General features: G+C 62.7%; 16 protein-coding genes and 3 tRNA genes. 13 read left to right on the top strand and 6 right to left on the bottom strand.

Going from position 1 to position 20,305, the window contains the following annotated elements:
- Nucleotides 1–88 precede the first annotated feature (88 nt).
- Nucleotides 89–1,804, top strand: coding sequence for a proline--tRNA ligase (locus OGV19_RS02375; RefSeq protein WP_264311957.1), 1,716 nt, complete (start codon nt 89–91; stop codon nt 1,802–1,804).
- A 20-nt stretch (nt 1,805–1,824) separates the two neighbouring features.
- Nucleotides 1,825–2,778, top strand: a complete 954-nt coding sequence (locus OGV19_RS02370; protein ID WP_264311956.1) for a YceB family lipoprotein — start codon at nt 1,825–1,827, stop codon at nt 2,776–2,778.
- 42 nt (nt 2,779–2,820) lie between these two features.
- On the opposite strand, the gene dinB is transcribed toward OGV19_RS02370, so the two are convergent.
- Complete coding sequence (gene dinB / locus OGV19_RS02365) at nt 2,821–3,879, bottom strand: DNA polymerase IV (RefSeq protein WP_264313877.1); 1,059 nt, start codon at nt 3,877–3,879, stop codon at nt 2,821–2,823.
- Nucleotides 3,880–4,100: 221 nt separating this feature from the next.
- On the opposite strand from dinB, the gene OGV19_RS02360 reads away from it, so the two are divergent.
- The 5 genes from OGV19_RS02360 to OGV19_RS02340 all read left to right on the top strand — a co-directional run bounded on the left by OGV19_RS02360 (nt 4,101) and on the right by OGV19_RS02340 (nt 8,799).
- Nucleotides 4,101–4,177 (top strand) — tRNA-Met (locus tag OGV19_RS02360).
- Between the two features lie 135 nt (nt 4,178–4,312).
- Nucleotides 4,313–4,389, top strand: a tRNA-Met gene (locus tag OGV19_RS02355).
- Nucleotides 4,390–4,522: 133 nt separating this feature from the next.
- A tRNA-Met gene (locus OGV19_RS02350) sits at nt 4,523–4,599 on the top strand.
- A 265-nt stretch (nt 4,600–4,864) separates the two neighbouring features.
- A complete protein-coding gene (mprF, locus tag OGV19_RS02345; RefSeq protein WP_264311955.1) occupies nt 4,865–7,507 on the top strand; it encodes a bifunctional lysylphosphatidylglycerol flippase/synthetase MprF in 2,643 nt (880 codons plus the stop codon).
- Complete coding sequence (locus OGV19_RS02340; protein ID WP_264311954.1) at nt 7,507–8,799, top strand: virulence factor family protein; 1,293 nt, start codon at nt 7,507–7,509, stop codon at nt 8,797–8,799. The genes mprF and OGV19_RS02340 overlap by 1 nt, the downstream gene beginning before the upstream one ends.
- A 44-nt stretch (nt 8,800–8,843) precedes the next feature.
- Here the strand turns inward: OGV19_RS02340 and OGV19_RS02335 are convergent, their stop codons facing one another.
- Entirely contained in the window at nt 8,844–10,754 is a 1,911-nt protein-coding gene (locus OGV19_RS02335; protein ID WP_264311953.1) for a potassium transporter Kup, read from the bottom strand.
- Between the two features lie 236 nt (nt 10,755–10,990).
- Here OGV19_RS02335 and rimO point away from each other — a divergent pair, with 236 nt between their 5' ends.
- The 5 genes from rimO (at nt 10,991) to tsaA (ending at nt 14,928) form a co-directional block, all read left to right on the top strand.
- Nucleotides 10,991–12,322: a 30S ribosomal protein S12 methylthiotransferase RimO gene (gene rimO / locus OGV19_RS02330; protein WP_264311952.1), complete on the top strand. Its 1,332-nt coding sequence runs from the start codon at nt 10,991–10,993 to the stop codon at nt 12,320–12,322.
- A 111-nt stretch (nt 12,323–12,433) separates the two neighbouring features.
- On the top strand, nt 12,434–12,892 hold the full coding sequence (locus tag OGV19_RS02325) for a GNAT family N-acetyltransferase (protein WP_264311951.1): 459 nt from the start codon (nt 12,434–12,436) through the stop codon (nt 12,890–12,892).
- A gap of 112 nt (nt 12,893–13,004) precedes the next feature.
- Nucleotides 13,005–13,715 (top strand): rRNA pseudouridine synthase, encoded by a 711-nt coding sequence (locus tag OGV19_RS02320; protein ID WP_264311950.1) that lies wholly within the window; start codon nt 13,005–13,007, stop codon nt 13,713–13,715.
- A 49-nt stretch (nt 13,716–13,764) separates the two neighbouring features.
- Entirely contained in the window at nt 13,765–14,226 is a 462-nt protein-coding gene (locus tag OGV19_RS02315) for a YehS family protein (RefSeq protein WP_264311949.1), read from the top strand.
- 6 nt (nt 14,227–14,232) lie between these two features.
- Nucleotides 14,233–14,928 carry a tRNA (N6-threonylcarbamoyladenosine(37)-N6)-methyltransferase TrmO gene (tsaA, locus tag OGV19_RS02310; RefSeq protein WP_264311948.1) on the top strand — a complete coding sequence of 232 codons (696 nt, stop codon included), beginning with the start codon at nt 14,233–14,235 and terminating at the stop codon, nt 14,926–14,928.
- 57 nt (nt 14,929–14,985) lie between these two features.
- Here tsaA and OGV19_RS02305 read toward each other — a convergent pair whose 3' ends face one another.
- The 4 genes from OGV19_RS02305 to OGV19_RS02290 form a co-directional block, all read right to left on the bottom strand.
- On the bottom strand, nt 14,986–16,308 hold the full coding sequence (locus OGV19_RS02305) for a dicarboxylate/amino acid:cation symporter (protein ID WP_264311947.1): 1,323 nt from the start codon (nt 16,306–16,308) through the stop codon (nt 14,986–14,988).
- A 307-nt stretch (nt 16,309–16,615) separates the two neighbouring features.
- Complete coding sequence (locus OGV19_RS02300) at nt 16,616–17,962, bottom strand: ATP-binding protein (RefSeq protein ID WP_264311946.1); 1,347 nt, start codon at nt 17,960–17,962, stop codon at nt 16,616–16,618.
- Complete coding sequence (locus tag OGV19_RS02295) at nt 17,959–18,636, bottom strand: response regulator (protein ID WP_264311945.1); 678 nt, start codon at nt 18,634–18,636, stop codon at nt 17,959–17,961. Before OGV19_RS02295 ends, OGV19_RS02300 begins: the two co-directional genes overlap by 4 nt.
- 123 nt (nt 18,637–18,759) lie before the next feature.
- Nucleotides 18,760–19,365, bottom strand: coding sequence for a porin family protein (locus tag OGV19_RS02290; protein ID WP_264311944.1), 606 nt, complete (start codon nt 19,363–19,365; stop codon nt 18,760–18,762).
- A 129-nt stretch (nt 19,366–19,494) separates the two neighbouring features.
- Here OGV19_RS02290 and OGV19_RS02285 point away from each other — a divergent pair, with 129 nt between their 5' ends.
- Nucleotides 19,495–20,286 carry a dienelactone hydrolase family protein gene (locus OGV19_RS02285; protein ID WP_264311943.1) on the top strand — a complete coding sequence of 264 codons (792 nt, stop codon included), beginning with the start codon at nt 19,495–19,497 and terminating at the stop codon, nt 20,284–20,286.
- Nucleotides 20,287–20,305: the final 19 nt, after the last annotated feature.

The following is a 20,305-nucleotide window of genomic DNA, read 5'->3' as shown; positions in this document are numbered from 1 at the left end:
CACGCCCTGGGGCATCCTGTACGCCTTCGTTTCGCCCCCGTACAATGCGGGGTCATTTCAACGTCTTAGGCAATCGACACGGCCCACCATGCGCACCAGTCAATATTTGCTCGCCACCCAGAAAGAAACCCCTGCCGACGCAGTGGTCATCAGCCACCAGCTCATGCTGCGCGCCGGCATGATCCGCAAACTGGCCTCTGGCCTGTACACCTGGCTGCCGATGGGCTTGCGAGTAATGCGCAAGGTCGAAGCCGTGGTACGCGAGGAAATGAACGCCGCCGGCGCCCTGGAAGTGCTGATGCCAAGCATCCAGCCTGCCGAACTGTGGCAGGAATCCGGCCGCTGGGAGCAGTACGGCCCAGAGCTGCTGCGCCTCAAGGACCGCCACAACCGCGACTTCTGCGTTGGCCCGACCCACGAAGAAGTCATTACCGACCTGGCCCGTAACGAGCTGTCCAGCTATAAACAGCTGCCGCTCAACATGTACCAGATCCAGACCAAATTCCGTGACGAGATCCGCCCGCGCTTCGGCCTGATGCGCGGCCGCGAGTTCATCATGAAGGACGCCTACTCCTTCCATGCCGACCAGGCTTCCCTGCAGGAAACCTACGACCGCATGCACCAGGCGTACAGCAACGTCTTTACCCGCCTGGGCCTGGACTTCCGCCCAGTGCAAGCCGACACCGGCTCCATCGGTGGCAGCTACTCGCACGAATTCCACGTCCTGGCCGAATCCGGTGAAGACGATGTGATCTTCAGCGACAGCTCCGACTACGCCGCAAACATCGAGAAGGCCGAGGCCATCCCACGTGAAACCGTGCGCCCTGCCCCTGCCGAGGAGCTGCGCCTGGTCGACACGCCGGATGCCAAGACCATCGCCCAGCTGGTCGAAAACTTCGGCCTGCCGATCGAGAAGACCGTCAAAACCCTGATCGTGCGCGGCGCCGAAGAAGGCAAGCTGATCGCGCTGATCATCCGTGGCGACCACGAGCTCAACGAAATCAAGGCCACCAAGCTGGAACAGGTTGCCGACCCGCTGGTCATGGCGACCGAAGCTGAACTGCGCGACGCCATCGGCGCCGGTGCAGGCTCGCTCGGCCCACTGAACCTGCCACTGGAATGCATCATCGACCGTTCGGTTGCCCTGATGAGCGACTTCGGCATCGGCGCCAACATCGACGACAAGCACTACTTCGGCGTCAACTGGGAGCGCGACCTGCCGGTTCCGCAAGTCGCCGACCTGCGCAATGTCGTCGAAGGCGACCCGAGCCCGGACGGCCAGGGCACCCTGGTGATCAAGCGCGGCATTGAAGTCGGGCACATCTTCCAGCTCGGCACCAAGTACAGCGAGGCACTCAAATGCCAGGTACTGGGCGAGAACGGCAAGCCGGTGGTGCTGTCCATGGGTTGCTACGGCATCGGCGTGTCCCGTGTGGTCGCTGCCGCCATCGAACAGAGCTACGACGAAAAAGGCATCATCTGGAACGACGCCCTGGCGCCTTTCCAGATCGCCCTGGTGCCGCTGCGCTATGAAACCGAGGTGGTTCGCGAGGCGACCGACAAGCTGTATGCCGAACTGACCGCCGCCGGCTTCGAAGTACTGCTGGACGACCGCGACAAGAAGACCAGCCCTGGCATCAAGTTTGCCGACATGGAGCTGATCGGCATCCCGCACCGCATCGTCGTCAGCGACCGCGGCCTGGCCGAAGGCAATCTGGAATACAAGCACCGCACCGAACAGGATGCTCAAGCGCTGCCACTCAATGAAGTGCTGTCCTTCCTGCAGGCCCGCGTTCGCCGCTGATAATCAATGCACGAGTGATCATGTCCAAGCGAAGTACCTTTACCCTGGGGGGCGCCGCACTGTGCGGCGCCCTGCTCATCAGCGGCTGCGCCAACCAGATGTCCCAGCGCAGCGAGCACGAGGAGCGCGTCGAGCGAAAGCTGCTCGAACACAGTCTGCAGATCGATGTCGGCGAGCCGAAGGTGATGGAGCTGCCGCAACGACGTGTGCGCGTGCATGAGCAAAAGCGCTTCGAAGTCACCGAGTTCGAAGTCACCCGTCGCTACGACCGCTACACGCCCTACCAGCCCTGGCGGGAGATCTACGAGATCCCGCTGGGTGCGGTGGCTGTGGTGGCTGGCGTGGGGGCCAACGTGGTCAACGTCTTCGCCTTGGGTAACCTGCCTGAAAGCGTGACCCACGACTGGCTCAGCTATGGCGTGGCGGGGCTCAACCCGTTCATGAACGTGCAGTCCAACGGTCGCGCCCAGCAGAACCTTGCCGGGATCAGCGAAGTACAAAAGGACAAACGCGAAGAATCCACCAGCCTGCCCTGGAGCGAGCGCCTGGTTGAGGTCAAGGCCGGCAAGATGAACCACGAGCTGACCACCGACAGGAACGGCGTACTGCGCCTGAACCTGCTCGACAGCCCGTTCTCGGAGCAGAACCTCAACCACATCGGCACCCTGCACCTGCAGGTGGTCGATGAGGACAATGCGGTGCGCGGTGACGCCAGCCTGCTGGTCAGTGCCACCCTGCGCAACAAGCTGCTCGAAGCCCACGAACTGATCTTCGACGACCTGGAAGACGATGATGTCGGCCAGTGGGTGCACCGGGTCAAGCGCCTGTCCGAGCTGGGCCTGGAAGAGGAAGCCAGTGAAATGGAGCAGAGCCTGATCGAGCTGACGCGCAACGATCCGGAACTGCAGCAGGAATTCTTGCAATCACTGACCAAGGCCACCGGGCGGTTAGTGGCTGATCCTGGCGTGCAATAAATGACGTGCAGTAAATGAACAGGGCCGCTTTGCGGCCCTTGTTCATTTAGGTGGAAACAACTCCAGTTGCTCATGCGCACCGCGCAAATCCCGCAGCCTTACCCCTACGCCCAGCAAGCGCACCGGCTTGCCACCCCGTGCAAACGCCTGCTTCAGTAACTGCCGGTAACTCTCCAGATCCCTGCCCGCCCCCGCCTGCTCCATTGTCGTCTGGCTGAAGTCATGGAACTTGACCTTGACGAAAGGCTTGTCCGGCCGATAGCTGCTATCCATACGGGCAATGCGCTCATCAAGGCTGTCGAGCAATGCAGGAAGGCGTTCCAGGCAACTGGCCAGATCCGGCAGGTCGGTATCGTAGGTGTTCTCCACACTGACCGATTGCCTGCGGCTATCATTGTGCACGGCGCGATCGTCAATACCCCGCGCCAGCCCCCACAGCCGCTCACCAAAACTGCCGAACTCACGCACCAGCGCCAGGCGCGACCACTCACGCAGGTCAAGGCACGTGTCGATGCCCATCCGCGCCAGCTTGTCCGCCGTAACCTTGCCCACGCCGTGCAACCTGGCCACCGGCAAGGCAGCGACAAAGGCTTCGACCTCACCCGGGGTGATGACAAACAGCCCGTTGGGCTTGCGCCAGTCGCTGGCAATCTTGGCCAGGAACTTGTTGGGTGCGACACCCGCCGACACCGTGATATGCAAGGTACGGGCGACGCGCCGGCGGATATCTTCAGCAATACGCGTGGCGCTACCGGCATACCACTGGCTATCGCTTACATCCAGGTAGGCCTCATCCAGCGACAACGGCTCGATCAGCTCGGTGTAGTCACGAAAAATGGCGTGAATCTCACGCGATGCCTCGCGATAGGCTTCAAAACGCGGCTTGACGATCAACAAGTCAGGGCACAGCTTGAGCGCATGCCGCGATGACATGGCCGAGCGCACACCATAGGCGCGCGCTTCATAGTTGCAGGTGGCGATCACCCCGCGATGCTCGGCCGACCCGCCGACCGCCATGGGCCGACCGGCCAGGCGCGGGTCATCACGCATCTCGATCGCGGCGTAGAAGCAATCGCAGTCGACATGGATGATCTTGCGCAAGGACATGGATGACCGTCAGTACTGTAGATTCATACAGATAGTATCGCATGCCCCCTCTGGCGCAACAGCCTGCGCGCCGCATCGTTCGACAATCGGCCTGAAAGCCCCGCCCCGCCTGACCCGCACGCATTAATCAAACGCTAAGGGTTTGAACGAAAAAGGTTTTTTAAGTAAAAACGCTTGACATAGGTGCGTAAATCCGTAGAATTCGATCTCACAGGCGCGGGATGGAGCAGCCTGGTAGCTCGTCGGGCTCATAACCCGAAGGTCGTCGGTTCAAATCCGGCTCCCGCAACCAGATTCGAGAAAAGGCCACTGTTAACGCAGTGGCCTTTTTCTTTGCGCTAAAAAAAGACGACAGCCAAAAAGTTACGAGAAATCAAGTGTTAGCGCTTGACACTGAATCGTTAAACTGTAGAATGCGCCCCACAGACGCGGGATGGAGCAGTCTGGTAGCTCGTCGGGCTCATAACCCGAAGGTCGTCGGTTCAAATCCGGCTCCCGCAACCAAATAAAGAAAAGGCCACTGTTAACACAGTGGCCTTTTTCTTTGCATCGAAAATGATGCCGAAGAAAATAGGTTGAGAAATCAACAATTAACGCTTTACACAGCTTCAACAAGCTGTAGAATGCGCACCTCTGACGCGGGATGGAGCAGTCTGGTAGCTCGTCGGGCTCATAACCCGAAGGTCGTCGGTTCAAATCCGGCTCCCGCAACCATATTCGTCAGAACAAACCCCGCCTGTGTAACAGCAGCGCGGGGTTTGTTGTTTTTGGGTCCCATACGTTTCGTCGCCTCGCAACCCGCTTGCCTTCAGCCTTTCCCCCAGGCTTGAGATGTCGCACTCAGGATGAACTATCTTTAACCCTGCCAGCCCGCTGAAAGCGTCTGTGCCCGGAGTAATATTGGATACGTTTTCCTAAGGGACTTTCACTTGGCCGCACCTCTCCCTCGCCTCGCGCTATCGGCTCGGGGTATTGATTCATGACCTCCCACAACCCCGAACCTCCGGTGCCGCTCGCTACGGCGCTACCGGCTGCTGCGCAGCGCCTGCCCATGATCGAGCGACTGAGCCGCTACCGCCAGCCCATTGGCCTGGCGGTAACGCTGGTACTGTTCGCCATGGCATTGGTTGCCTGCCGACACCTGCTGAGCGAACTGGACATCTATGCACTGCACGATGCCATGCTCAGCGTGCCGACGCAGTCACTGCTGGGTGCCTTGCTGGCTACGGCAGCCGGGTTCGTCATTCTGCTGGGGTACGAATGGTCGGCCAGCCGCTATGCCGGCGTGAAACTGCCTGCGGGTAGTTTGATTCTGGGCGGCTTCAGCGCCTTCGCCATCGGTAACGCTATCGGCCTGTCAATGCTCTCGGGGGGCTCGGTGCGCTACCGCCTGTATGCCCGACAGGGGCTTGGGGCCGCAGAAGTCGCACGGATGACCGTGTTTGCCAGCCTGTCCTTGGGCTGTGCACTGCCGCCTCTGGCGGCCTTGGCGACCTTGAGCGATCTGCCGGCCGCCTCGACTGCGCTGGGCCTTTCGCCGGGCCTGCTGGCAGGCATTGCCGCAGCCGTACTGGTGCTGTTTGCGGTGCTGGTGATGGGGCTTTACCGCAGACGCCTGGCCGAACAACCGTTGGCCGATAACCTGCTGGTTCAACTGGGCCGCCGCACCTTGCGCCTGCCGGGCGCTCGCCTGGCTGCCCTGCAAATGCTGATCACTGCCCTGGACGTGGCCGCCGCCGCCACCGTGCTGTATCTCCTGCTGCCAGTGGCACCGCCGTTTGGCGCCTTTATCCTGGTCTACCTGCTGGCCCTGGCCGCTGGCGTACTCAGCCATGTACCCGGTGGCGTCGGCGTGTTCGAGGCGATCTTGCTGGCCGCCTTTGCCGACCAGTTGGGCGCCGCGCCACTGGCTGCCGCCCTGCTGCTGTATCGCCTGATCTATGTGGTGCTGCCGCTGCTGCTGGCCTGTGTGCTGCTGCTGGCCAACGAAGCCCGGCGCCTGCTGTTCGCGCAACAGGCCATCAAGGTCGCCTCGGGGCTGGCCGCACCGGTGTTGTCGATCCTGGTGTTTCTGTCTGGTGTGGTACTGCTGTTCTCGGGTGCCACGCCTGAGATCGACACGCGCCTGGAACACATGGGGTTTCTGGTCCCCCATCGCCTGATCGATGCATCGCACTTCGGCGCCAGCCTGATAGGCGTGCTCTGCCTGCTGCTGGCCCAAGGCCTGCGCCGACGCCTGTCTGCGGCCTGGCTGTTGACCACGACATTGCTGCTGGTCGGTGCATTGCTGTCATTGCTCAAGGGCTTCGACTGGGAAGAAGCCTGCCTGCTGACCTTCACCGCCGCGCTGCTTGCCCTGTTCCGTCGCTCGTTCTACCGCCCCAGCCGCCTGCTGGAGCTGCCCTTCTCGCCGGTATTCCTGGTGGCCAGTGCCTGCGTGGTCGGTGCTTCAGTGTGGCTGCTGCTGTTCGCCTATCAGGATGTCCCCTACAGCCACCAGTTGTGGTGGCAGTTCACCCTGGATGCCGACGCACCGCGTGGCCTGCGCGCCGCCATGGGCAGCGCGGTGCTGTTGCTGGCAGTCGCCCTGACCTGGCTGCTGCGTACCGCACCACCGGTGATCCACCTGCCCGATGACGAAGAGCTGCAACGTGCCAACCGCATCCTGCTGGCGTCCGACCAACCCGATGGCGGCCTGGCCCTGACCGGCGACAAGGCCTTGCTGTTCCACCCCGGTGACAACGCCTTCCTCATGTACGCCCGTCGCGGTCGGAGCCTGGTCGCCTTGTATGACCCGATCGGCCCCGCCCAGGAGCGCGCCGAGATGATCTGGCAGTTCCGTGACCTGTGCGACCTGCACCACGCCCGGCCAGTGTTCTATCAGGTCCGGGCGGAGAACCTGCCGTTCTACATGGACATTGGCCTGACCGCACTCAAGCTCGGCGAGGAAGCCCGGGTCGACCTGCGCCGCTTTGACCTCGAAGCCAAGGGCAAGGAGATGAAAGACCTGCGCTACACCTGGAACCGCGGTGGCCGTGACGGCCTAAGCCTGGAAATCCACGAGCCCGGTCACGCCCCGCTGGCAGAGCTCAAGGACATTTCCGATGCCTGGCTGGGTGGCAAGAACGTGCGCGAGAAAGGCTTCTCGCTCGGGCGTTTCAGCCCCGAGTACCTGCAGCACTTTCGCATCGCCCTGATTCGCTTCCAGGGCCGGCCGGTGGCATTTGCCAACCTGCTGGAAACCCACGGCAACGCGCTGGCCAGCCTCGACCTGATGCGTGCACACCCCGAAGCACCAAAGCTGACCATGGAATTCATGATGATCGGGTTGATCCTGCACTACAAAAGCCACGACTACGCCCGCTTCAGCCTGGGCATGGTCCCGCTTTCCGGGCTGCAGCCACGGCGCGGTGCGCCCTTGACCCAGCGCCTGGGCTCGATGGTGTTCCGCCGCGGCGAACAGCTCTACAACTTCCAGGGGCTTAGACGCTTCAAGGACAAGTTCCAACCGGACTGGGAACCCCGTTACATGGCCGTGCCGGCCGGGCTCGACCCGCTGGTGGCACTGGCCGACACTGCCGCCCTGATCGCTGGCGGCCTGACTGGATTGGTGAAACGCTGATGATCCGACGCTATTGGCTGTACCTGGTGATACCGCTGCTGCTCGCCGCCCTGGGCGCTGCCGTGGCCTTCTGGCTGTGGACGCGCCCTGCGCCCGAGGCGCGCCTTGAGCAGCTGACCCTCAATAACACCAGCATTACCCGTGTCACCCCTGGCGTGCACGCCAAGGCCCGGGTCGCCATCGGCGTACCTCAGGACCAGGCCCTGACCGACAAGCAGTTGCTGGACCTGAGCCAGGCCGGGGAAGCCCAGCTGGTGCAGGTGATCCTGCCGCCCAACGACTGCACCCTCCAGCAACAAGCGCTGGACCTGGCATTGGCCCAGCTGTCGGAAAAACCGACTTTGGTGGCCGGTATCGGCCCAGGCGCGGCACAGGCCTGGCGTTGGCTGGCCGCACAGACCGACGACAAGGCGCGGGCCATTTCCGTCGACTTCACCCTGGAGCAACCCGGCTGCCAGGCCGCGCTGCCCAAGTCAGCGGCCCATGGCCATTGGAACGTCGCCTGGAACGACAACCCGGATGACGCCAGCGCAGCCTTCGTGCGCGACCAGGCCAACGCCGAAACCAGCATCAGCGATTACGACATCCACTTGCCTCAGGTGCTCAAATTGCAACTGACCCAAGCCCTGGTCGGTCACGATGGCAATGCCCTGGCCATTCCGGTGGTCGAGGTGCCGGCTGGGCAAACCACTGATACCGTCACCTTGTTTCTCTCTGGGGACGGCGGCTGGCGCGACCTGGACCGCGACGTGGCCGGGGAGATGGCCAAACTGGGCTACCCGGTGGTCGGCATCGACACCCTGCGCTATTACTGGCAACACAAGACCCCCGAGCAAAGCGCCGCCGACCTGTCGGAACTGATGCAGCACTATCGCCAGAAATGGGGTACCAAGCGCTTTGTATTGACCGGCTATTCGTTTGGCGCCGACGTGCTGCCAGCGATCTACAACCGCCTGCCGGCCGAGGACCAGCAACGCATCGACGCGGTGATGCTACTGGCCTTCGCCCGCAGCGGCAGTTTCGAGATCGAGGTCGAAGGCTGGCTGGGCAAGGAAGGCCAGGAGGCACCCACTGGGCCGGAAATGGCCAAGCTGCCTGCGTCCAAGGTGGTGTGCGTGTATGGCGTGGAAGAGACCGACGAAAGCGGTTGCACCGAGAAGACGGCCGTCGGTGAGCGCCTGAAGCTGCCGGGTGGGCACCACTTCGACGAGAACTACCCTGCCCTGGCCAAGCGCCTGATCGGCGAGATCGAGACGCGCCAGGGCAAGTCGAGTGTGGCGGAACAGAACTGAGAGCCTTTTTGTAGGCCTGGGCACCAGGCCCATCAGGCTGCGGATCAGATCTCGACCTGGGTGCCCAGTTCGATCACCCGGTTCAACGGCAGATTGAAGAACCGCAGATTGCCGTTGGCATTCTTGAGCAAGAACGCGAACAGATTTCCGCGCCAGCGCGACATGCCCTCCAGCCGCGAAGCAATCACTGTTTCGCGGCTGAGGAAGTAGGTCGTGCGCATCGGGCTGAAATCCAGGTCCTCCAGATGGCACAGCTTCAAGGCCGCCGGCACGTCCGGCTCGTCCATGAAGCCAAAATGCAACAGGACGCGGAAGAACCCGTCGCCATAGGCTTCCACCTCGAAGCGCTCCTGCTCCGGCACCCGTGGCCGGTCCTCGCTGACCACCGTCAGCAGCACCACCTGGCTGTGCAGCACCTGGTTGTGCAGCATGTTGTGCAACAGCGCATGGGGTACGGCGTCCGGCCGCGCAGTCAGGAACACGGCTGTGCCTTCGACCCGGTGCGGCGGTTGTATGCGGATGCTGCTGATGAATACCGGCAGCGGCAGCGCACCCTCATCGATACGTTCTACGAGGATCTGCTTGCCGCGCTTCCAGGTGCTCATCAACAAGTAAAGAACGCCGCCCGCCAGTACCGGGAAGGCCCCGCCCTGCACGATCTTCGGCACGTTGGCAGCGAAGAACAGCCCATCCACGAACAGAAAGCCCAGCAGAATCGGCACCGCCAGCACCGGGGGCCACTTCCATAGCAGCAACATCACCGCCGACACCAGAATCGTGGTCATCAGCATGGTGCCGGTGACCGCCACACCGTACGCCGCGGCCAGGGCCCCGGAAGACTCGAAACCAATGACCAGCAGCACCACGCCGACCATCAGCGTCCAGTTCACCGCACCGATGTAGATCTGCCCCTGCTCATCGCTGGAGGTGTGCTGGATCTGCATGCGCGGTATGTACCCCAGCTGAATCGCCTGACGGGTCAGGGAGAACGCCCCGGAAATCACCGCTTGCGAAGCAATCACCGTGGCCATGGTTGCCAACCCCACCAACGGCAGCAATGCCCAGGAGGGTGCCAGCAAGTAGAAGGGGTTGCGCGCCGCCTCCGGGTTTTGCAGCAGCATTGCGCCCTGGCCAAAATAGTTGAGCACCAGCGCCGGCAGCACCAGGGCGAACCAGGCGCGGGCGATGGGTTTACGGCCGAAGTGGCCCATGTCGGCGTACAGCGCCTCGGCACCGGTCAGCGCCAGCACCACGGCGCCGAGAATGGCCACCCCCATGCCGGGATGAACGATGAAGAAGTTCACCGCCCAGCCTGGGTTGAACGCCCTGAGCACTTCCGGGCTCTGCGAGATGCCATGCACCCCCAAGGCCCCTAGCACCACGAACCAGGCCACCATGATCGGGCCAAACAACTTGCCGATCTTCTCGGTGCCATGCTTCTGCACCAGGAACAGCGCCACCAGCACCACCAGCGAGATCGGGACCACCCAGTGATCGATGCCGTCGAAGGCCAGGCCCATGCCCTCTACAGCCGACAGCACCGACACTGCCGGGGTGATCATGCTGTCGCCATAGAACAGCGAAGCACCAATCAACCCGCAGATAACCATCAATGTACGCAGCCGTGGATGGGCCGCCGTGGCCCGCCGCGCCAGTGCGGTAAGCGCCATGGTGCCACCCTCGCCTTGGTTGTCGGCACGCAGGATGAACATCACGTACTTGAACGACACCACCCACAGCAGCGACCAGAGGATCAGCGACAGGATCCCCAGCACGCCGTCATGGTTGACCGGCACTCCATAGCCACCGGTAAAGACTTCCTTGAGTGTATACAGCGGGCTGGTGCCGATATCGCCATAAACCACCCCGACAGCCGCCACGAGCAGGCCCAGCGACCGCGTCGCGCCCTGCTTTCCCTCGTGTCCGCCTTCGGCATGACTGCTTGCCTGAACCATCGACCACTCCCGCAGACGGCCCTCTGGGCCGATAGAATTCACCCCCGCGCCTGGGCATGGCAGATGCCTAGGCGCAACGGCGCGAAGCATAGCGCAGCGTTCGTCGTATTTCTGCTAGTCAAGCGACCTTACGCTCGCTAGAATTGCGCACTTTTTGATCAGAGGCGCCAAAAAGCGCCCGTCAAGATCGCCCCCGTTTCCGGCCGGGCGACCTGTATTCAATACCGAGGTTAGTCATGTCCACCACTCCCGCCACTCCTAAGGTAGGTTTCGTAAGCCTGGGTTGCCCTAAAGCCCTGGTCGATTCCGAGCGCATTCTGACCCAGCTGCGCATGGAAGGTTATGAAGTCGTGCCTACTTACGAGGACGCCGACGTGGTGGTGGTCAACACCTGCGGCTTCATCGACAGCGCCAAGGCCGAGTCGCTCGAAGTGATCGGCGAAGCGATCAAGGAAAACGGCAAGGTCATCGTCACCGGCTGCATGGGTGTCGAGGAAGGCAGCATCCGTGATGTGCACCCGAGCGTGCTGTCGGTTACCGGCCCGCAGCAGTACGAGCAGGTGGTCAACGCCGTGCACGAAGTGGTACCGCCGCGCCAGGACCACAACCCGCTGATCGACCTGGTGCCGCCACAGGGCATCAAGCTGACCCCGCGCCACTATGCGTACCTGAAAATTTCCGAAGGCTGCAACCACAGCTGCAGCTTCTGCATCATCCCGTCGATGCGCGGCAAGCTGGTCAGCCGCCCGGTGGGTGAAGTGCTGAGCGAGGCCGAGCGCCTGGTCAAGGCGGGCGTCAAGGAGATCCTGGTAATTTCCCAGGACACCAGCGCCTACGGCGTCGACGTCAAGTACAAGACCGACTTCTGGAACGGCCGCCCGGTCAAGACCCGAATGCTCGAGCTGTGCGAAGCGCTGAGCAGCCTGGGCGCCTGGGTGCGCCTGCACTATGTGTACCCGTACCCGAACGTCGACGACGTGATCCCGCTGATGGCCGCCGGCAAGATCCTGCCGTACCTGGATATCCCCTTCCAGCACGCCAGCCCCAAGGTGCTCAAGTCGATGAAGCGCCCGGCCTTCGAAGACCGCACCCTGGCGCGCATCAAGAACTGGCGCGAGCAGTGCCCTGAGCTGGTGATCCGTTCGACCTTCATCGTCGGCTTCCCCGGCGAGACCGAAGAAGACTTCCAGTACCTGCTCGACTGGCTGACCGAAGCCCAGCTCGACCGCGTCGGCTGCTTCCAGTATTCGCCTGTCGAAGGTGCCCCGGCCAATGACCTGGGCCTGGACGAAGTGCCAGATGACGTCAAGCAGGACCGCTGGGACCGCTTCATGGCGCATCAGCAGGCCATTAGCAGCGCCCGCCTGCAACTGCGCATCGGCAAGGAGATCGAAGTACTGATCGACGAAGTCGAGGAGCAAGGTTCGGTTGGCCGCAGCTTCTTCGATGCACCGGAGATCGACGGCAGCGTGTTCATCGATGGCGACCACGGTTTCAAACCGGGCGACAAAGTGCGTTGCCGGGTGGTGGATGCCGACGAGTACGACATGTGGGCTGAGCCTGTCTGATCGACGCATCACCTTTGTAATGCCGGGGGCTGCAAAGCAGCCCCAACATCTCCCAGGCCACTTCTGGCTTTTGCATCTATGTTTTCCTCAATCCACAGGAGGAATACGCGGATGGTCCAGGTCTCGACGCTACAAACACCACACCTGAGCGATTACCCCGAACTGACTCAGGTTTGGGAAGACTCAGTGCGCGCGACCCACGACTTCCTGCCTGATGCCTACATCGTCCTGCTTCGCGAGCATGTACTGCGCCAGTACCTCGACGCGGTCATGCTGATCTGTTGCAAGGACCGACACCAGCGTATCCAGGGCTTTGCCGGGGTGTCCAAGCGGCAGGTGGACATGCTGTTCGTCGCGCCCGCCTGGCGCGGCAAGGGCATTGGCAAGCGGCTGCTGCACTATGCCATCAAGGAGCTCAATGCCGAACGCCTGGACGTCAACGAACAGAACCCCCAAGCCTTGGGGTTCTATCTGCACGAAGGTTTTGAGGTAGTCGGCCGTTCAGAGACCGATGGGCTGGGGCAGCCCTACCCCTTGCTGCACCTGCGACTGATCCGCGCAGAGGCCTGACCCGGCTGCCGTACTCTCTCGCCAAAACGGCGTAAATGACACAGATTCCCAGCCCTTCGGCCGTTCAGGCAGGTACAATGACGGCCTTTCCCTGCCTTTGCGAATCGTCGTCATGTCTGAGCCCGTCCGCCTGTCCAAACGCCTTATCGAGCAGTTCGGCTGCTCCCGCCGCGAAGCCGAGCTGTATATCGAAGGCGGCTGGGTCACGGTCGATGGCGTGGTGGTCGAGCAGCCGCAGTTCAAGGTCGAAGGCCAGCAGGTCGCGCTGCTGCCCGGCGCGCGTGCCGAGAACCTTGAGCCCGTGACCCTCCTGCTCAACCAGCCTGCCGGCCTGGACACCGAGTCGGCACGTATCAGCATGACCATGGACAGCCTCAGCGAGGCGCACCGTGAAGGGGTACGCCCCCTGCATGGGCACTTCACCAAGTTGTCCTGCATTGCCCCGCTGGAGCGCGGCGCCAGCGGCCTGCAGGTGTTCACCCAGGATTGGCGGGTTTCCCGCAAGATCGACGCCGACCTGCGTCGCCTGGAGCAGGAATACATCATCGAAGTCAGCGGCGAAGCCACGCCACAGGCGCTGGAACGCCTGGCTCGTGGTGTCATGCGCAATGACCGGGAGCTGCCCAAGGCCAAAGCCAGCTGGCAGAACGAAACCCACCTGCGCCTGGCCTTGAAAAACCCGCAACCGGGGCAAATTTCCGAGCTGTGCGCCAGCCTGCGCCTGCAGATAATCAGCATGCGCCGCATTCGCCTGGGCGGTGTGTCCATGGGCAAGCTGCCACTGGGACAGTGGCGTTACATGGCCTCCAGCGAACGCTTCTAAGCAATACCGCCGCGCCGGATCGCGCGGCTCAGAACAGGATTCGAGTCAAATGAACCACAACGATGTACTGCGCAGCCTGCGCTACATGCTCAAGATCAACGATGCCAAAATGGTCGGCATCATCAAGCTGTCTGGCCTGGACGTCACCGCCGAGGCCTTGGCCAACTACCTCAAGAAAGAGGAAGAGCCAGGTTTCGTGCGCTGCCCCGAGCCGGTCATGGCGCACTTTCTTGATGGCCTGGTGATCCACCGCCGTGGCAAGGACGACAGCCGCCCTGCACAGCCGGTCGAACTGCCGGTGACCAACAACACCATTCTGAAAAAGCTGCGGGTCGCATTCGAGCTCAAGGAAGAAGACCTGCACGTAATACTCAAGTCGGTCAACTTCCCGGTCTCCAAGCCCGAGCTCAGCGCCCTGTTCCGTAAGGTCGGCCATGACAACTACCGGCCCTGCGGCGACCAACTGCTGCGCAACTTCCTCAAGGGCCTGACCCTACGCGTGCGCGGCTGAGTGGCCATGCAGCATACGGTTTCATCGGTCGGCATCGTCCGCTCCTGCTTCAAGGAAAAGTTCGCCATCCCGCGCCAGCCACAGCTGGCACCTGCGGCGCGTGGTGTGCTGGAGTTGCTGCCACCGTTCGACCAGGGTGATGCCGTGGCGGGCCTGGAACAGGTCAGCCATGTGTGGCTGCTGTTTCTGTTCCACCAGGCCCTGGAAGACACGCCACGCCTGAAAGTGCGCCCACCTCGCCTGGGCGGCAACAAGAGCATGGGGGTGTTCGCCACCCGTGCCACCCACCGGCCCAACGGTATCGGCCAGTCGGTGGTACGCCTGGAGGGCGTCGAGCCGGGGCGCCTGCTGCTTTCCGGGATCGACTTGCTCGATGGCACCCCGGTGCTGGATATCAAGCCCTACGTACCGTACGCCGACAGCATTGCCGGCGCCCGTAACCAGATGGCCAGCGAAGCACCTGCCGCAATCGCCGTAGCGTGGCACGACAATGCCCTGCCCCAGGCCCGCGAGCATGCCCTGCGCCTGGGTGAACCCCTGGTGGAGCTGATCGAGCAGTGCCTGGGACAGGACCCTCGACCGGCGTATCAGGTACCCGCACCGGAGCGGGTATACGGGGTGAAGTTCTGGGATGTGCAGGTGCGCTGGCACTATCCGCAACCGGAACAGATCCGCGTGCTGGAAGTGGTCCTCGACCGTTGATCCAAGCAGCTACAAAAAAGGCGACCCGAAGGTCGCCTTTTTCATTTCAGCGCGCGATCAGCGAGCCGGGCCTTCAGCCACGCCGAGGTCGTCGGTCGGGCGAGTATCTTCCAGCGGTGCGCCGCCGGATGCCAGTTCCGATGCCAGCTTGTCGTCGTCCATTTCGTTGACCCACTTGGCCACGACCACGGTAGCAACGGCGTTACCGACCAGGTTGGTCAGGGCGCGGGCTTCGGACATGAAGCGGTCGATACCCAGGATCAGCGCCAGGCCGGCAACCGGCAGGTGGCCAACAGCCGACAGGGTGGCGGCCAGCACGATGAAGCCCGAACCGGTCACGCCTGCAGCACCTTTGGAGGCAACCAGCAGCACCAGCAGCAGGGTGATCTGGTGGGTGATGTCCATGGTGGTGTCAGTCGCCTGGGCGATGAACACGGCAGCCATGGTCAGGTAGATCGAGGTGCCGTCCAGGTTGAACGAGTAACCGGTCGGGATCACCAGGCCAACCACGGATTTCTTCGCACCCAGACGCTCCATCTTGGCCAGCATGCGTGGCAAGGCGGACTCGGAGGAGGAAGTGCCCAGCACGATCATCAGCTCTTCGCGGATGTAGCGGATCAGCTTGATGACGCTGAAGCCGTGGGCGCGGCAGATACCACCGAGGACCACCAGGACGAACAGCAGGCAGGTCACGTAGAAGCAGGCCATCAAGTAGCCCAGCTGCACCAGCGAACCCACACCGTACTGGCCGATGGTGAAGGCCATGGCGCCGAAGGCACCGACCGGGGCCAGTTTCATGATCATGTTGATGATGTTGAACATGACATGGGCGAAGCGGTCGATCAGGTCGAGCACCGGCTTGCCATAGCTGCCCAGGCGGTGCAGGGCGAAACCGAAGATCACCGAGAACATCAGCACTTGCAGGATGTCGCCGTTGGCGAAGGCACCGACCACGGTGTTGGGGATGATGTTGAGCAGGAAGCCAACGGTGGTCTGCTGCGCGCCGGCGGCGGCGTAGGCGGCCACGCTGCTGGCGTTCAGGGTGGAGACGTCGATGTGCATGCCAGCGCCTGGCTTGACCACGTTGACGACGACAAGGCCAATGATCAGGGCGATGGTGGAAACGATCTCAAAGTACAGGAGCGCGTAGCCGCCGGTCTTGCCTACCGACTTCATGCTCTGCATGCCGGCGATGCCGCTGACCACGGTGCAGAAGATGATCGGGGCGATGACCATCTTGATCAGTTTGACGAACCCGTCACCCAGGGGTTTGAGGGCGACGCCGGTTTCCGGGTAGAAGTGGCCGAGCAGGATGCCGATGGTGATGGCGACCAACACCTGGACATACAGGGATTTGTACAGCGGCTGACGTGTCGTCATGGCTAATTTCCTCAAGTGTGCCGGTTTCACCCTTCCCAGGGCGAAGGCACCTGAATCGCTAACCCTCCTGCACATGGAGGGATTTGTCGTTGTGTTCGAGCTGCCTGGGCAGGCCTCTGCCAGGATCAATAGCAAGGGCAATGCCAAATTGCCCAAGAAGGGTGCAAAGGCACTGTTTGCTAGGGATCATTGCCCAACGACAGGGCGAAAAAGCTGAGGAAGGCTGGCGGATTTCCGCCCGGTGGCGGGATTTGTACAAGGGCGGATGGCGGGAATCCGCCCATCATGGGCCGCTACTGGCTGCAGATCAATCCAGCTTGAAGGTGATCCGGAACGCTGCACCACCCAGCGGCGAATCGCCCAAACTCAAGCCGGCGTCATAGCTGTCGACGATGTCCTTGACCACCGCCAGCCCGATGCCCTGCCCCGGGTGCTGGCTGTCCAGCCGCTCACCACGCTCCAGAATGCGCTCGCGCTGATCGGCCGGTACCCCCGGCCCATCGTCTTCAATGCACAGCGTCAGTTGCCCTGGCGCCTCTTCCAGGCTTACCCGCACCTGGCCCAGGCTCAGCCGGTAGGCGTTCTCCAGCAGGTTGCCAAGCAGCTCCAGCAAGGCGCCCTGCTCCATTGGTACCTGCGCGGCCTCGGGGATCTCCAGTGCGACGCTGACACGCTTATCTCGATAGACTTTGGCCAGCGTGCTGCACAAGCTGTCGAGCAGCGGCTTGAGCAGCACGCTGTGGCGCACCAGGCCGCTCTTGCGCAAACTGGCGCGCTGCAGTTGATAGTCGATCTGCTGGCTCATGCGTTCGATCTGGCTCTGCAGCACCCGCGCCTGTTCGCGCTCGCCGCTGCGCTGGCGCAGGCTCTCGCCGACCCCCTGCAACACCGCCAACGGTGTCTTGAGGCTGTGCGCCAGGTCGTCCAACGAGTCGCGATAGCGCTGACGCTGCTCACGTTCGCTGTGCAGCAGACGGTTCAACGAACCGGTCAGGCGCAGCAGTTCACGCGGGTGCTCGCCGCTCAAGCCGTCCCGTGCCCCCGCCTCGACCTCGTCCAGCTCCCGGCTCAACCGCCGCAGCGAACGCAGCCCCCAGGTCAAGCCGGCCCAGAGCAGCACCAGCAGCGCCAGCAGCGCGGCGCCAAACCCCAGGTAGAGCTTTTCGCGCAGGCCATCGAGGGTGTGCTGGTACTCGCGCACCGGCTGCAGCGCAACGATGCTGTAGGCCGCGCTCTGGCCGCCGAGCAGCTTGATCTCGACGTCATAGACGAAGAACTCATCGCCATTGGCCTGATGGGTGCGGGCGAATTCGTTGCCACGGCCGTCATAGCGGGGCCGGTAGTTGATGTTCTGGTCTGCAGTGGCCCGTGACTGCCACACCAGGTTACCGTCGCGGTCGAAGATATAACCCAGCAGGCCGGTGTAGGGCAGGTTGTAGCGCTCGTCCGGCAACAGGGTGGGCATCTGCAACTGGCCGTGCTCAATGCGGGCGGCGGAGATCAGCGTGGTCACGTCCGAGGCCAGGCGTTGCTCGATGGACTCCTGCAGGGCCAGGCTGAACGCCTTCTGCAAGGCAGGCAGCAGCGCCAGCATGAACAGCAGCGCCAGCACTGCGGCGGCCAGCATCAGGCGCACCCGCAGGGAGCGGATCATCGGCAGCGCTCGGTGAACAGGTAACCCAGCCCGCGCACCGTGTCGATGGGTTTGAACCCCTGCTCACCCTCCAGCTTGCGGCGCAGGCGCCCGACCAGCACCTCGATGACATTGGGGTCCCGTTCTTCATCGCCTGGATAGAGCTGCTCCATCAGACGGTCCTTGGCCACCACCTGCTGATGATGGCGCATGAGGTATTCGAGGATGCGGTATTCGTAGGCGGTCAGGGCCAGGGGCTGATCGTCCAGGGCCGCCTGTTTGCGGTTGAGGTCGAGTACCAGTGGCCCTGCAGCAATGGTCGACTGGGTAAACCCGCTGGAGCGGCGCAACAGGGCGTTGAGGCGCGCCTCGAGCTCTTCGAACTGAAAGGGTTTGACCAGGTAGTCGTCGGCACCGGCGGCCAGGCCTTCGACCTTGTCCTGCCAGTTGCCACGGGCGGTCAGGATGAGGATGGGGAAAGTCTTGTCCTGGCTGCGCAGGCGGCCGATTAGTTCCAGGCCGCTCATGCCGGGCAGCCCCAGGTCGATCACGGCCAGGTCGAAGTGGTACTGCTCGGCTTGGTACAGCGCCTCTTCGGCGTCGGCGACGGCCTGGACCACGTGGCCGCTTTCGCCCAGACGGGTGTAGAGGTGATGGCGAAGCAGCGCTTCGTCCTCGACCACCAGCAGTTTCATGTGAAGCTCCTTTTTTTATGGCCTGTGCCGGCCTCTTCGCAGCACAAGGCTGCTCCATCGGGCGATCTCTGCGCCTGGAGCAGCCTTGTGCTGCGAAGCGGCCGGTACAGGATAACAACTACCTCAGAACTTGTAGTTGGCCGACAGGTAAGTCTGTGCACTGCTGGTCAGGCGCAGGGTGCCGTCCTTGGGCCCGCCACTGGCGCCAACCTCAGTAGCGGCATTGGTGCGCAGGTAACGGTAGCCCAACTCCACCGAAGCCTTGTCGGTGATTTCCTGGATCACGCCTGCCTGTAGGCCCACGGCGTAGCCATAGTCGGTATCACGGCTGGCACCTGGGGAGTCCTGGGTCAGCTTGGTCATGCCCAGGCTGCCACCGCCGAACAGTTTGGTGGTGTCGCCCACCGGCAGGAACAGGTCATAGCTGCCCAGCAGGTTTTCCTGGCGCAGCTTGAGGCCGCTGTGGTCGCCCGAGACGTTGTCGTAGGTCATGTAGTAGCGACCCTGGTCGTTGATTTTGCCGACACGTACACCCCAGGTGTCGTCCTTGCCGATGATGCCGTCGGCGTTCAGGTGGTCGGTGTTGCGCTGCAGCAGGCCGGACTTGCGGACTTTGTCGCTGGTCTGGCCATAGGTCAGGCTGGCGAAGGTGTCGTCGGCGGCCTGGGCGGTGGTGACGCCAGCGGCGCAGACGGCCATGGCGGCGAGCAAGGTATTGATGGTTTTCAAGGCTTCGTACTCCAGTTGGATGCGCTGTTTCGGTCTGGAAGCTAGAGTAAGGAAGGCACCCTGAACCGTGACTGAACCCTGGCTGAACCACGGCTGAACGAACTGTCCGCAAGACAAGGAGTTGTAAACATGCGTGCCCTGCTAGCCCTGACCCTGATGTGCAGCGCCGCCCTCGCCCAGGCGGCAGTAGTGACCCGCGAGATCCCCTACCAGGACGACGACGGCAACCGCCTCGTCGGCTACTACGCCTACGACGATGCGCTGGACGACAAGCGCCCAGGCATCGTCGTGGTGCACGAATGGTGGGGCCTGAACGACTATGCCAAGCGTCGCGCACGAGACTTGGCTGCGCTGGGCTACAAGGCGATGGCCATCGACATGTACGGCGATGGCAAGCACACCGAGCATCCGCAGGATGCCCAGGCATTCATGGCCGAAGCGATGAAGGACCCGGCCGCGGCGGCGGCGCGTTTCGACGCCGGCCTCGAACTGCTGAAAAAGCAGCCGAACGTCAACAAGCATCAACTGGGCGCCGTGGGTTACTGCTTCGGTGGCAAGGTGGTACTCGATGCGGCGCGTCGGGGAGAGAAGCTCGATGGCGTGGTGAGTTTTCATGGCGCGCTGGCCACCCAGACACCGGCCAAGCCTGGCGTGGTCAGGGCCGACATACTGGTTGAACACGGCGCGGCGGACAGCATGGTCACCGAGGAGCAGGTCACCGCGTTCAAGGCGGAAATGGACGCGGCCAAGGTCAATTATCAGTTCGTCAGCATCCCCGGGGCCAAGCATGGCTTCACCAACCCCGATGCCGACCGCTTGAGCCATGGCGAGCATGGCGGGCCGGACATTGGTTACAACAAGGCCGCCGATGAAAGCGCGTGGGCGGATATGCAGGCGTTCTTCAAGAAAGTGTTCAAGTAACGATCGCCGGGGCCGCTTT

Source organism: Pseudomonas putida (assembly GCF_025905425.1).
GTDB classification, from domain to species: domain Bacteria; phylum Pseudomonadota; class Gammaproteobacteria; order Pseudomonadales; family Pseudomonadaceae; genus Aquipseudomonas; species Aquipseudomonas putida_AF.
The sequence above is the reverse complement of the archived record's forward strand: the minus strand, read 5'-3'. Positions and strand labels throughout refer to the sequence as shown.